The organism is Flavobacterium branchiarum, assembly GCF_030409845.1.
Lineage (GTDB): Bacteria > Bacteroidota > Bacteroidia > Flavobacteriales > Flavobacteriaceae > Flavobacterium > Flavobacterium branchiarum.
In genome coordinates, this window is the sequence record NZ_JAUFQQ010000003.1 from 902,620 (window position 1) to 916,070 (window position 13,451).

11 protein-coding genes are annotated in these 13,451 nt (G+C 32.0%); 4 read left to right on the plus strand and 7 right to left on the minus strand.

What is annotated here, in order from left to right:
• The first annotated feature begins 18 nt into the window (after nucleotides 1-18).
• Complete coding sequence (locus tag QWY99_RS04620; RefSeq protein WP_290262066.1) at nucleotides 19-1,902, plus strand: M1 family metallopeptidase; 1,884 nt, start codon at nucleotides 19-21, stop codon at nucleotides 1,900-1,902.
• Nucleotides 1,903-2,233: 331 nt separating this feature from the next.
• Here the strand turns inward: QWY99_RS04620 and yaaA are convergent, their stop codons facing one another.
• Nucleotides 2,234-2,992, minus strand: a complete 759-nt coding sequence (yaaA, locus tag QWY99_RS04625; RefSeq protein WP_290262067.1) for a peroxide stress protein YaaA — start codon at nucleotides 2,990-2,992, stop codon at nucleotides 2,234-2,236.
• A 332-nt stretch (nucleotides 2,993-3,324) separates the two neighbouring features.
• Here yaaA and QWY99_RS04630 point away from each other — a divergent pair, with 332 nt between their 5' ends.
• The 3 genes from QWY99_RS04630 to QWY99_RS04640 all read left to right on the plus strand — a co-directional run bounded on the left by QWY99_RS04630 (nucleotide 3,325) and on the right by QWY99_RS04640 (nucleotide 6,872).
• Entirely contained in the window at nucleotides 3,325-4,740 is a 1,416-nt protein-coding gene (locus tag QWY99_RS04630; protein WP_290265332.1) for a CCA tRNA nucleotidyltransferase, read from the plus strand.
• Nucleotides 4,741-4,865: 125 nt separating this feature from the next.
• Nucleotides 4,866-5,894, plus strand: coding sequence for a COX15/CtaA family protein (locus tag QWY99_RS04635; RefSeq protein WP_290262069.1), 1,029 nt, complete (start codon nucleotides 4,866-4,868; stop codon nucleotides 5,892-5,894).
• Nucleotides 5,895-6,092: 198 nt separating this feature from the next.
• On the plus strand, nucleotides 6,093-6,872 hold the full coding sequence (locus QWY99_RS04640; protein ID WP_290262074.1) for a CDP-alcohol phosphatidyltransferase family protein: 780 nt from the start codon (nucleotides 6,093-6,095) through the stop codon (nucleotides 6,870-6,872).
• 2 nt (nucleotides 6,873-6,874) lie between these two features.
• Here QWY99_RS04640 and QWY99_RS04645 read toward each other — a convergent pair whose 3' ends face one another.
• The 6 genes from QWY99_RS04645 to QWY99_RS04675 form a co-directional block, all read right to left on the minus strand.
• Nucleotides 6,875-7,642, minus strand: a complete 768-nt coding sequence (locus QWY99_RS04645; RefSeq protein ID WP_290262077.1) for a LytR/AlgR family response regulator transcription factor — start codon at nucleotides 7,640-7,642, stop codon at nucleotides 6,875-6,877.
• 96 nt (nucleotides 7,643-7,738) lie between these two features.
• A complete protein-coding gene (locus QWY99_RS04650; RefSeq protein WP_290262079.1) occupies nucleotides 7,739-8,089 on the minus strand; it encodes a 2TM domain-containing protein in 351 nt (116 codons plus the stop codon).
• A 24-nt stretch (nucleotides 8,090-8,113) separates the two neighbouring features.
• Nucleotides 8,114-8,749 carry a 2TM domain-containing protein gene (locus QWY99_RS22220; RefSeq protein ID WP_353960565.1) on the minus strand — a complete coding sequence of 212 codons (636 nt, stop codon included), beginning with the start codon at nucleotides 8,747-8,749 and terminating at the stop codon, nucleotides 8,114-8,116.
• A 2-nt stretch (nucleotides 8,750-8,751) separates the two neighbouring features.
• Nucleotides 8,752-10,086, minus strand: coding sequence for a 2TM domain-containing protein (locus QWY99_RS04665; RefSeq protein WP_290262083.1), 1,335 nt, complete (start codon nucleotides 10,084-10,086; stop codon nucleotides 8,752-8,754).
• Nucleotides 10,087-10,120: 34 nt separating this feature from the next.
• Nucleotides 10,121-10,741, minus strand: a complete 621-nt coding sequence (locus QWY99_RS04670) for a hypothetical protein (RefSeq protein ID WP_290262085.1) — start codon at nucleotides 10,739-10,741, stop codon at nucleotides 10,121-10,123.
• Between the two features lie 457 nt (nucleotides 10,742-11,198).
• Entirely contained in the window at nucleotides 11,199-13,406 is a 2,208-nt protein-coding gene (locus QWY99_RS04675; RefSeq protein ID WP_290262087.1) for a TonB-dependent receptor, read from the minus strand.
• Nucleotides 13,407-13,451 lie beyond the last annotated feature (45 nt).

Consider the following 13,451-nt stretch of genomic DNA (forward strand, 5'->3'; position numbering starts at 1 on the left):
AAAACCAAATAACCAATTATGAAAAGAAAAATACCTCAATTGCTATTGTTTGCATTTATATGCATGGCACAATATAGTTTTGCACAAGAATTATATATGCCAAGAAATGTAAAAGAAGCCTACACAAAAGGGACTCGTTCTATGGATGGAAAACCGGGTAAAAACTATTGGCAAAATCATGGGAAATACACAATAGATCTAACGGTTAATCCAGATACTAAAATTGTAAGCGGAACAGAAACTATCATTTATGAAAACAATAGTAGCGATACGTTACGGTATTTACCCATTCGATTTGTAAATAATCTTCATAAGCCCTCTTCGCCAAGAGGAGGAAATGTTAGTGATGATTTCTTAAGTGATGGGTTAACAATTACATCTTTAAAAATTGAAGGCGAAACGTATAAAGAAGATGGTAGAAGTTGGGAAACAATAGGGCGAGTGAAAATGAATAAGCCAATGCTTCCTCACTCTAAAATCACAATTAATATTGATTGGTATTATCCATTATCTAAAGAAAGTGGCAGAGAAGGACAAATAGATAACTCAACATTTTTTGTAGCGTATAGCTATCCTCGTGTTACGGTTTTTGATGATTATTATGGTTGGGATATGTTACCACATACAGACCGTCAAGAATTTTATAATGATTTTAATGATTATGTGTATTCTGTAAAAGCACCTAAAAATTATGTGGTTTATGGAACAGGAGATTTATTGAATCCAGATGAGGTTTTACAACCAGAATTTGCAGCACGATTAAAAGAATCATATACTACAGATGCCATTTTGCATATAGCAAATGAGCAAGAAATGAAAAGCGGTATTGTTACGAAGCAAGCCGATTGGAATACTTGGAAATTTGAGGCCAAAAATATTTCGGATGTTTGTTTTGGTTTAAGTGATCATTATCTATGGGATGCAAGCAGTGTTGTTGTAGATAATAAAACGAATCGTCGTGCGAGTGTTCAAGCTGCTTATGATGTAAAAGGAACTGATTTTGTTGTTTCTGTAAAAAATAACAGATATGCATTAGATTGGTTTTCTAATAATTGGCCTGGAATTCCTTATCCGTTTTCTAAAATGACAGCTTTCCAAGGGTTTGCAGATATGGAATATCCAATGATGTGTAATGATTCTCAGATGGGAGATCCTGTTTTTGCACAATTAGTTCAAGATCATGAAGTAGCACATTCTTATTTTCCTTTTTATATGGGAACAAACGAAACGCGTTATGCGTTTATGGATGAAGGTTGGGCTACTACATTTGAATATTTAATTGGTATATCGCAGCGAGGGAAGGAAGCCGCAGATGAATTTTATAAAAAGTTCCGAGTAAATAGGTACATTAATGATCCGTCAGCAGAACAAGATCAGCCAATAATAGCAATGTCAACGCAAGTTTCGGGTGCAGGATATAGCAATAACGCGTATGGTAAATCATCATTGTCTTATTTAGCTTTAAAAGATTTGCTTGGTGATGATCTTTTTAAAAAAACATTACATGCTTATATGGATAACTGGAATGGTAAGCACCCGATTCCTTGGGATTTTTTCAACTCATTCAATAGTGCTTCTGGAAAAAATCTGAATTGGTTTTTTAACAATTGGTTCTTCACTAATAATTATATTGATGTTGTTTTAGATAAAGTAGATACGAAAGCTAAAAAAACGGTTGTATCTATTAAGAATAAAGGAGGTTTTGCAATTCCTTTTGATGTAACTATTATTTATGCAGATAATACAAAAGAAACAATTCATCAAACGCCTGCTATATGGGAAGCTGATCAGAAAAATGCTAGAGTTACTCTTAATGCTACCAAAAAAATTAAATCGATAACAGTTGATGGTGGGATTTTTGTAGATGCGACACCTCAGGATAATACTTGGATGGCTAAATAATAATTTTAACCCTTGAGTGTAATTACTTCGTCAATTCGCATCGCTCGGATCGTAAAAATGGTATTTAACACATAGAGACATAGTTCCGATAGCTATCGGAATAGAAGTGATAACCAAAGATGGTTTAAGAAAAATATTTTTTTCGCATAGTCTTATGTGTTTTATTTTAAGTGAAACGCCTTTTCTAGACTATGTTAAGCTATGTTCCGATAACTATCGGAACTATGCGTGAAAAATAATTACGCCCAACGAATTAATCTTAGATTAAAAACAACAAAACCCGACAGTTTTCAAGGACTTGTCGGGTTTTGTTGTTATAGTAAGTTTTCTTTTATCGTGTAAAAACTAAGTGATTTCCTTTAGAAAGATTACTATCAAATTGGTAGCCTTCATAATTAAAGCCTTTTAAGTCATCAACAGTTTCTGCATTGGTATCTATAATATAGCGCACCATCATTCCTCTTGCTTTCTTGGCAAAGAAGCTAATTATCTTAAGTTTACCATCTTTATAATCTTTAAAATCCGGAGTGATTACAGGAACTTTTAACGCTTTAACATCAACAGCCGAGAAATATTCAGTACTAGCAAGATTTACAAAAAGTTCATCTTTTTTAAGCTCTTTGTTTAATGTTTTTGTAACCGTTTCTTTCCAGTATTCATATAGGTTTTTTGCTTCACCAATAGGTAATTTAGTTCCCATTTCTAATCGGTAGGCTTGAATTAAATCCAATGGTTTTAAGATTCCGTATAAACCAGATAATATGCGTAGTTTATCTTGTAAAATATCAAGTTTTTCTACAGGAATCGTATAAGCATCTAAACCTGTATAGACATCACCATCAAAAGTGAATATTGCAGGGCGAGCGTTATCGGGAGTAAATGGAGTTTTCCATTCCTGATTACGTTCCCAATTTAGTTGTGCCAATTTATCAGAAATGTGCATTAGTTCAGATAATTCGGCAGGATTTTTTTGTTTTAAAACTTTATGAACTTGTCTAGCTTCTTTTAGTAAACTAGGTTCAGTATAATGAGAAGTTGGTAACTCTTTTTCGAAATTTAAAGATTTTGCAGGCGATATAACAATTTTCATTTTCTACTTTTTTGTATGGTCTCAAAAGTACAAATAGAAATCAAAAAAATAACAGATTATAGATTGATTTGTTTGATAGTATTATAGAATCATTAAATGCATTGAATATGAAAAGGGTTGAATAAATGAGAAAAATAGTTTTATGAAGGTCTTGTTTTTTAGAAATGTTTCTTTTTTGAAGGAATTATGTAGTTTGAAATGCTAAAAAACAAAAAAAGTATGCTTTAGATTATAAAAGGCGTATAGTATGTTGTAAATTTGCGCGTGGTAAAATTATCTATATATTATTTTACTGTTATTTTATAAAAATTAGAGAATTCGTGGCTAAAAAAATAAATTATAAAGATGCTCTGCAGAATAAAATTTTCGAAATTATCTCGCAAGCTTCTCAAGAACTTAATGTAGAGAGTTATGTAATCGGAGGGTTTGTAAGAGACTTGCTTTTAAATCGAGATTCCAAAAAAGACATTGATATAGTTGCAGTAGGAAGTGGAATTGAATTGGCATTAAAAGTTTCAGAATTACTACCAAAGAAACCAAAAGTTCAGGTTTTTAAAACATACGGAACAGCAATGTTGCGTTTTGAAGATACCGAAATTGAATTTGTTGGAGCACGAAAAGAATCCTACCATTTTGATAGTCGAAATCCTGTTGTAGAGAACGGGACACTTCAAGACGACCAAAATCGCCGTGATTTGACTATAAATGCATTAGCATTATCATTAAACGCAGCTACTTTCGGAGATTTATCAGATCCTTTTGATGGATTAACCGATTTAGAAAATAAAGTTGTCAAAACTCCTCTTGATCCAGATATTACTTTCTCTGATGATCCATTACGTATGTTACGTGCCATTCGATTTGCAAATCAACTAGGATTTGAAATTGAAGAAAACTCATTAAATTCAATTACTAAAAACGCAGAACGAATCAATATCATTTCGGGAGAGCGAATTGTCGATGAATTAAATAAAATCCTTTCTACAGATAAACCTTCAATTGGTTTTTTATTGTTGTTTCAAACAGGACTTCTAGATATTATTTTGCCTGAATTGACAGCTTTGAATCAGGTTGAAGAAATAGAAGGACATACACATAAAAATAACTTTTACCATTCACTTGAGGTTGTTGATAATATTTGTCCAAATACCGATGATGTTTGGTTGCGTTGGTCTGCTTTATTGCACGATATTGGAAAAGCACCAACGAAACGTTTTAACAAAAAACAAGGATGGACCTTTCACGGACATGAGTTTTTAGGTGGTAAAATGGTCAAAAAAATATTTGAGCGTTTGCATATGCCATTGAATAACAAAATGAAGTTTGTGCAAAAGATGGTAATCATGAGTTCACGACCAATTGTATTATCACAAGACATTGTAACAGATAGTGCTGTGCGTCGTTTGGTTTTTGATGCTGGTGAAGATGTAGAGAGTTTAATGATTCTATGCGAAGCTGATATTACAACCAAGAATCCAAATAAGTTTAAGAAATACCATAAAAACTTTGAAATTGTACGAAGAAAAATCGTTGAGGTAGAAGAGCGCGATCATGTTCGTAATTTTCAACCACCAATTTCGGGAGAAGAGATTATGGAGATCTATAATCTAAAGCCTTCTAAAGAAATCGGAATGTTAAAAGAAGCTATTAAGGAAGCTATCCTTGAAGGTGAAATTCCAAATGAATACGAAGCAGCATATGAATTTATGCTGAAAAAAGGAGAGAAGTTGGGATTGAAAAAAGTTTAAAGTAACCGAGGTTCTAAGTTGTAAAGACTAAAGACTGATGTGTGAAAATATAGGTAGCGGACTTTTAAAGTTCATTTATTAACCCAAAATGGAGATGTACTAATGCTACATCTCAAGTGAAAAAAATGAAAAGAGAAAATAAATCAGTAATCATTTGGCTTTTGTCAGGATGTTTTTTATTGTTTTTAATGGTTGTTGTAGGAGGGATTACCCGATTAACAAACTCAGGTTTATCAATGACCGATTGGCATTTGGTAACAGATACTTTTCCGCCTATGAGTGAGGAAAAATGGCATGAGGCTTTTGAACAATATAAAAAGTTTCCAGAATATCAAAAAATTAATATTCATAACGATTTCCAGCTTTCAGATTATAAAATGATTTATTTCTGGGAATGGTTTCACCGTTTCATAGGGCGTATTATTGGTTTGGTTTTCTTTATTCCATTTGTTTATTTCTTAATTAAGAAAAAATTAGATAGGGCTACAATAAAAAAATCGATTGTTCTTTTGGCAATGGGAGCTTTTCAAGGTTTCTTAGGATGGTTCATGGTGAGAAGTGGTTTAATAGACAATCCAGATGTAAGTCATTTTAGACTTTCATTGCACTTAACTTTTGCTTTTGTAACCTTTGCTTACACATTATGGGTGGCATTGGATTTAATTTATCCAGAGAGAAATAAAATCACCGTTAATGTGACACTTCGTAATATTGCTAGAATAGCATTAGTTTTTCTTTTAATACAAATTATTTATGGAGGATTTGTAGCGGGTTTAAATGCGGGATTAATTCATAATCATTGGCCATTAATGAGTGATGGAGAGTTTATTCATGAATCAGTTTTTATAGAGCAACCCACACTTATCAAGAATTTAATAGAAGGTAAAAGTGGTGTGCAGTTTGTACACAGAACATTTGCTTATGTTGTTGTGGCTATTATACTTTTCTTATATTTTAAAAGTACCCAGTTTGCGCTCAACAAAACTCAAGCTATTGGGATTAAAGTATTAGTTATTTGTGTGTTCTTACAGTTTATTTTAGGCGTTTTTACACTTTTATATCATGTACCACTTGCATTAGGATTAATTCACCAAATAATGGCGTTTTTCCTTTTGAGTGCAATGACATACACATTACACAGATTAAGCAAATAGAACCTGTTGGTGCAATTACTTCGGTAATTAGATTCGCTCGGGTCGCAAAATAGCATTTAATACATAAACACATAGTTCCGATAGCTATAGGAACTATGTGCGAAAATAATTACGCAAAACGAGTTAAATAAATATTAATTTTATTCGTAAATTACAACTGACTATATTGTCGCAACTCTTTTGTTTATAAGAACATAGATGTCAAAACTTGCTGCACAAGATAAATTTTATGATTTATCAGATTACGGAAGACCTTTAGGAAGGTTTTTTGCAAAAAAGTTACAAAATACACGGTTTACACCAATTGATGTAACATTGCTTTTTGGAATCTCTGGACTAGTTGCGATTTATTGTATTCTGGAAAATTACTTTTATTTAGCTGGTTGCTTTATAATATTAAAATCAATTATAGATGCAGCCGATGGAGAATTGGCACGTATAAAAAATACTCCATCCTATACAGGAAGATATCTTGATAGTATATTTGATATCATCTTGAACTTCTTGTTTTTGATAAGTATATGTCATGTTTCTAAAACAAGTTTACCGATTACATTACTTGCCTTTTTCTGCATTCAGTTACAAGGTACTTTGTATAATTACTATTATGTGATTTTACGAAATAAATCAGTGGGAGGAGATACAACGAGTAAGATTTTTGAAAATAAAATTCCAAGGGCCTTACCTGGTGAAGATCAAAAAATAGTGACTTTTTTACATCAAGTTTATATGATTGTTTATGGTCTTTTTGATAAAATAATTCACGCACTCGATAGCGACGCTTATAAAGCAAAAACGTTTCCACATTGGTTTATGACCTTTGTTTCTTTATACGGTTTAGGCTTTCAGTTGTTACTTATTGCACTTATGTTGGCAATGGATGGTATCGAATATATTGCTCCTTTTTTTATTGGTTACTCCGTTTTAATATTTGTGATGATAGGAATTAGAAAATATTTCTATCCTATTCAAAAGTAATATTATCCAATCCAGTTTTTAAAATCAGAAACTTTCTCACGACTTACAATTACTTCATCTTCCTTATAAGTAGGTAAGATTATTTTTAAACGAGAATTACTGTATAGTACAATCTCTTTAATGGCAGGAAGCGGAACAATAAACTTTCGACTCACACGATAAAAATCTTTTGGATCAAGCTCTTGCTCCAAAATTTCTAAGGTTGTATCTATTAAGTAATTTCGATTATCAAAAGTGTGTAAATAAGTTCCTTTGTTTTCACTAAAAAAACATTCTATTTCATCCGTTCCAATAACTTTTAGATGTTGTCCAATTTTAACAGTAAATCTTTTTTTGTAAACTTTCTCAAAAGGATTTGAAAGCATTTTTTTGATCTGTTCAAAATCAATTCCAATATTTTGACTAGGCGCTTCTGTTTTTGGCAAACGAGATTTGAATTTAGTAACTGCTACATCTAAATCATCCTCATCTATAGGTTTTAAAAGATAATCGATGCTGTTGAGTTTAAAAGCTTTTAAAGCATATTCATCATAAGCAGTTGTAAAAATGATAGCGCTTTTAATATCGATTTTTTCAAAAATTTCAAATGACAATCCATCAGATAATTGAATGTCAAGAAAAATTAAATCTGGATGTTCATTTTTAGAAAACCAATCAATCGCTTCTACAACAGAATGAAGCATTACAGTTACTGGAACGTCTATTTTATCAAGTTTGCGTTGTAATAACCGAGCAGCTGGTTTTTCGTCTTCTATAATTATTGTTTTCATTTTGGTTTGGCAATAGGTTTGGTTGGCTAAAAGTAGTAGTTAAAATTTAATTGGAAATGAATTTCAATCTTTTTATTTAGTTCTAAATGCGATAAATTATTCCCATTTAGTATTGGCTTCTTTTTCCATGTATTCTTTTATTTTTCTTTCTTCCCAATTCATGCTAAAAAATAAATCTTTTCCAAAAACGGATATTGCATGTATAACTAGACCAATTCCCCAAAACAAAGTTGTTGAGAAATTTTCCCATCTCCAGAATTCTTCATTCCCAAATATTCCATGGTTTGTGTCTGGAATCAGAATGAATATGTTTACCAGGATATATACAGCTAAGTGTGTATAGAAACCTTTTATTCTCTTTACTCTTTTATAAGCCAAGTTATAACGTTCATCATTTGTAGTGTTGTCGTTATAATTATCAAATAGCTGTCTTCTAAATCGTCCCATTTTGTTTTATTTAATTTTAAAAAATTATTGCCATTTTTCCCCTTTGGATTTTTCTTTATCCATTAATTCTTTTATCTTTTTTTCCTGCCAGTCTTTTGCAAAAACAGGAAAGGCATTAAAAACTTTTAAACCATGAATTACAACTCCCAATCCCCACCACAATAAAGGCCAGTAAAACCACAGATGTTCGGGAGAGTAAACCAAATTAATAAAAAGTAAAAATAGATTAACTATTATATAAGAGATGAGGTTGCCGTAAAAGCCTTTAATGTTTTCTATAGTCTTTTTTGCTTCAAGATAGCGATCATCATATTTACTATAATAGGTCTCCTCTGAACGGGGACTTTTTATAGATTGTTTTTTTTCTAGAATAGAATTCAATTTCTGTTCTTCCCATTTTATTCCAAACATTTTATAAGAAAGAAATAAATCAACCGCCAATGATAGAAATACAATTGTCCATATTGTCATTACAAAACCATTGATAAATTTAAAAGGGAAAAAATCAAATCGTATTCCAGCATATACTTTTAAAAAGTAGATTATAATACCAAGGGCATAAAAAAAGAGATGCACATAAAATCCTTTGATTTTTTTTACTTTTTTACGAGCCAGTTCACGTAGCTCATTTTTGTCAAGTTCATTTCGATATGTTTCCATGACTATTTCCAATTTTGTTTGTTCTCTTCTTTTCTTAGGATTTCCTGAATTTTTCTTTCTTCCCAATTTGAGCTATATCCAAATACTTTAAAAGCATGCATCGCTAATCCAAAACCCCATCCTAAAGCAGAAAACCAAAACCATTGAAATCCAGGTGAGAATTTTAAATTGATGAAAACTAAAAATGGTACTACACAGCAATATGAAATCAAATTTCCATAAAAACCTTTAAGCTCTTCTACTCGTTTTTTTGCTCTATAATAAGCAGTATTTTCATTATAATCAGTTGTTGTTTCCATGACACTAATTTGTTTAGTTAAAATAGGTATTTTGACAGTAAATGTTGATGCATTTTGCTCAATCAACACCTTTCTATTGGTGATAATACCGTAGCGACTTACTATATTTTGTAGTCCTACACCTTGACGATCTTGCAATACTTCTTTTTTCTGAAAATCATTTTGAACTGCTAAATAATCTCCTTTGATAAATATTCGAATATGAAGTGGTTTTTGTTCACTGACCACATTGTGCTTTACCGTGTTTTCAAGTAAAAGCTGCAATGATAGCGGTACTACTTTTGCTTCTGGATTGATGCCTTCAGTTGGTAATTCGTAGAATAAACTATTTTCGAAACGCATTTTTAATAAATTCATATACGTTTTAGCAAAAGCTAATTCATCTTCAACCGATACAAGTTCTTTGTCTTTTTGTTCTAAGACATAGCGATAAATTTTAGACAATGAAGTTGTGAATCGTTGTGCATTTTCAGGATTCTCTTCGATCAATGAACTTAGTACATTCAAGCTATTAAATAGGAAATGTGGATCAATCTGATTTTTTAAAGTTTCAAATTTAGCCGAAGCAGTTCCAGCAATTATTTTTTGTTCCTTAACTCGGTTCTCGTTATATACTTTATAAAAGTGTAAAGCATGAAATACGGCTAATACAATAAAAGTAATAATAGCAGATTCTATGTAATTCGCAGCATCTTCCTTAGCTAAAAACTCCGTTATTGGTTCTTTGTCTATAACAACTTTTAAAAAAACACGAAGTATAAATATGGCTATTATCGAACAGAAAAAAGAACTGATAAAGCCAATGATTATGCGCTTTAATGAATAAGGATTGGCTTTAAATACGTTGTCTAAAAAAGCAAATAATGAAGCATTAACAATATATAATGTCGTGCTGTATAACATGCAGTATAAAAAAGCAGTAAATAAATTGGGAGTAAACACTTCAGTTCCAAATGATATAAATTTAATCAAGAAGGATACAAGAAAGATTATTACACCAATAAATAAGGCTTTAACTATATGTGGTTTTAAATGCATTATTTGATTTTTAGAGATTATTAGTTTTAAACGATTATTTACAAGTCTTTTGGACTTCAAGAGCCCTTTCTAGTCCCCATTTTGGAGAAAAAGGAGTTTCAGGTTTAAAAGTAGCAAAAAGACCAATAGCTTTATCAACTTCTGCACACAAAGGTTTAGTATCGATTCCTGTCCATTTAGCACCACCCAATTGAAAATCAGCTTTACCAAAAACAGCCCTAGGATTGTCAGGAGCTAAAGCCTCGGCCTTATCATACATTTCCATTGTTTTTGCAGAATATTTCATTCCGTTAGTCATAGGGTCAGCTACAACCCAGGCAGTATAAATTAAAGCTTGTAGCACATAAAGTTCAGCATTATTAGAATCTTTCGCCATTTCAACATTCAATGCATTTTGAGCTTTATTGAGTAGTAAATCTATTTGTGTTTTGTCTTGCGTTTTAAAAGCTGATGTTGTATTTACCAAAGCAACATAATAATTAGGTAACCAGCTAGTTTTTTCAGCAGCGGCAATTCTTTCAAATAAATCAGATGCTTCCGTATTTTTTCCTTCTTTCCAAAGCCCAAAAGCTTTTCCCATTCCTTGTTCAAATTGTGTCTGTGCAGATAAAAGGCTGCAAATAAATAACGTGATTGCTGTAATTAATCGTATCATGATTTCTTGTTTAAGGTTTAGTTATTTTTTGATGATTGAAACGCTAGTTAATTTATACTTCAAAAGTATTATAGATTTTATTCTCTTTAAATTTAATGTTACTGAGTTGTTGAATTTTAGGGATGAATTGGTTTTTTTTTGAGGTTCAGAGTTACAGAGGTTCAAAGGTTTCCTTCTTGAGGTTCAAAGGTTCAAAGGTTCAAAGACTCTGAGGTTCTAAGTTTTTTTTTGAAGTTCAGAGTTGCAGAGGTTCAAAGGTTTCTTTTTTTTGGAAGTTCAGAGTTGCAGAGGCTCAAAGGTTCAAAGATTTTTTCAAAGGTTCCAAGACTCTAAGATTCTGAGGTTCTAAGTTTTTTTCTTAGTACCTTTTTTAGGTTATCTAGGCAAAACCTCTGTACCTTTGTACCTCTGTACCTCTGCAACTCTGAACCTTTGTGCCTTAGCAAGCACCTCTCCTCTAAAGATTCTTCAACTGATTTTCATTTTTATTTTGGCTAATAGTCCAGAAGAAACCAACAAAGAAAAAGCGATCGGCAGTAGGAGTAACCGCTTGTCTGTTGTATGTTCCAGTTGCATCAGGATTTCTAGCATAATCATAGCCAAATATATTTTGAGTTCCTAAAACATTCGAAACAGAGAAGTATAAAATCTTTTGAGTCGTTAATAAATAAGCCCAGCTAAGACTCAAGCTATTATATGATTTTGTTTTTCCATTCATGAATTTTGTTTCATTTGGGTTGTTGTAAGGTCTTCCGGTGCTAAAACTGTTTGTTAAGCTAATTTGAGATTTCCAATCAGTAAGAAAATATTTGGTCACCACAGATAAAGTTTGGTCAGCAACAAAATCGGGAGTTGCGCTAGTTGGGAAATTTTTATAATCCCTTTCCGTGTCAATATAAGAATATGAAATCCAGTATTCTAGATTTTTGTATAATTTGCTGTCTCTCCAAAAAAGATCTAATCCCTTAGCATATCCAGAACCATTGTTACTGAAAACAGAATTATATTGAATAGTTTGAGTGTCATATTTTACGAGATTGCTGTAATCTTTGTAATACGCTTCAGCTCTAAAAGTGCGTCCCGTTTTATTGTATTGAAAGTTTAAAATGTAATGAGCTGCTTTTTCACTTTCAAACTGATGGTATTTTGAATATTTAATGTAATCCACAACAGGAGTTTGTGTAAAGTCTCCGTAAGCAAGTGAAAACTGGCTATTTTTTGCCACTTTGTATGCCAATGAAACTCTTGGTGCTAAAGTAGATTCATCTAACAAATTGTTATAAGAACCTCTAAGTCCAACTTTCGCAGCTAGTTTACTAGAAAACAAAAATTCAGTTTCGGCATAAACGGCACCAATATTCGAATCGTAACCATTATTGATAGTTGAAGTTAAATTGTCCTGAAAATCTTCGCTATACTTTGTAACGAAATAATCGGCTCCAAAAGATAATTTTATTTTGTTCGAAAGACTTTTTCTTAGTTTTAATTTAAGATGAGCTGCGTTTTCATCATCATTGATATTAGCCACATCAATATCCTTTTTATTGTTGCTATATCCATAACTCAATCCTGAGGTAATTTGCCAGTTACTACCAAAAGTTCCATTATAAACCGTGTTTAGGTAGAAATTATTATTAACTAAATTCACTCGAATTGGATTTTCGAAATTTATATTTTTCTGATTAAGATCTATTTTAGACGTATCAAAAGCAGCATATAATTTTAAAATACCATTATTAAAATGATAGCGATATACACTTTCACCAGATAGGGATTGATAAGGTCTGTTCCAATCAACATCTTGTTTTATTACAGCCTGATAAGGAGCTAGATTGATATAACTAACATTTACACTCAACGAACTTTTTTTCCATTTTTGAGTATTTCCAACTCCCAATCCTACCGTCATCATAGCAATATCAGTTTTATTTTGGTCTGGTTCGTCTTGGGTATTTAATAATAGTACACTAGACAAAGCCTCTCCGTATTCAGCCGAATAACCTCCTGTAGAAAAAGCGATTCCACTAAATAAGAAAGGAGAAAAACGACCGCGAGTAGGTAAATTTTGCACAGATGCACCATAAGGTTGGGAAACACGAATACCATCTACAAATGTTTGGGTTTCGCTTGCTTCGCCACCACGAACGAACAAACGCCCATCTTCTCCGACATTTTGAGTTCCGGGTAAAGTTTGTAATGCAGCAATGATATTCCCAGCAGATCCAGCAGTAGTAACAATGTCCAAAGGTTTTAAAACAGAAACCCTAGCCTTATCTCCAGATTCCATAGTTCCTGCAGTGATAACAACAGCGTCTAATGAGTTTACATTTTCTTTAAGTTTGATCGTTTGATTTTTATAATTGGCAACATCTATTGATGTGGTTGACGTTTCATAAATTAAAAAACTCACGATTAAGATCTGATTTCCTTTAGTTTCAGTAGTAAAAGAAAATTCCCCATTTTCTGCACTTGTAGCCCCATCATAAGTGCCATCTATATAAATGTTAGCACCAGCAATTGGCTTTCCTTTTGTATCTACTACTTTTCCCGAAAGAGTATTTTGAGCAAATAGTATCGAGCTCAGTAGTAAAAAAGCTATTATGAAAAACGATTGTTTTTTTAATGGAAACTCGTTTTTACTTAATTCTTGAAACTTGGTTTTCATGTTTTTTGATTTTGATAGAACAAAAGTATTTTAACAGTTTTAGTT

Coding starts and splice junctions, on each gene's coding strand:
- QWY99_RS04645 (WP_290262077.1), bottom strand. CDS start 7,642: ATGAAAACAATAATTATAGAAGACGAAAAACCAGCTGCTCGGTTATTA.
- yaaA (WP_290262067.1), bottom strand. CDS start 2,992: ATGAAAATTGTTATATCGCCTGCAAAATCTTTAAATTTCGAAAAAGAG.
- QWY99_RS04650 (WP_290262079.1), bottom strand. CDS start 8,089: ATGGGACGATTTAGAAGACAGCTATTTGATAATTATAACGACAACACT.
- QWY99_RS04675 (WP_290262087.1), bottom strand. CDS start 13,406: ATGAAAACCAAGTTTCAAGAATTAAGTAAAAACGAGTTTCCATTAAAA.
- QWY99_RS04620 (WP_290262066.1), top strand. CDS start 19: ATGAAAAGAAAAATACCTCAATTGCTATTGTTTGCATTTATATGCATG.
- QWY99_RS04665 (WP_290262083.1), bottom strand. CDS start 10,086: ATGCATTTAAAACCACATATAGTTAAAGCCTTATTTATTGGTGTAATA.
- QWY99_RS22220 (WP_353960565.1), bottom strand. CDS start 8,749: ATGGAAACATATCGAAATGAACTTGACAAAAATGAGCTACGTGAACTG.
- QWY99_RS04635 (WP_290262069.1), top strand. CDS start 4,866: ATGAAAAGAGAAAATAAATCAGTAATCATTTGGCTTTTGTCAGGATGT.
- QWY99_RS04670 (WP_290262085.1), bottom strand. CDS start 10,741: ATGATACGATTAATTACAGCAATCACGTTATTTATTTGCAGCCTTTTA.
- QWY99_RS04640 (WP_290262074.1), top strand. CDS start 6,093: ATGTCAAAACTTGCTGCACAAGATAAATTTTATGATTTATCAGATTAC.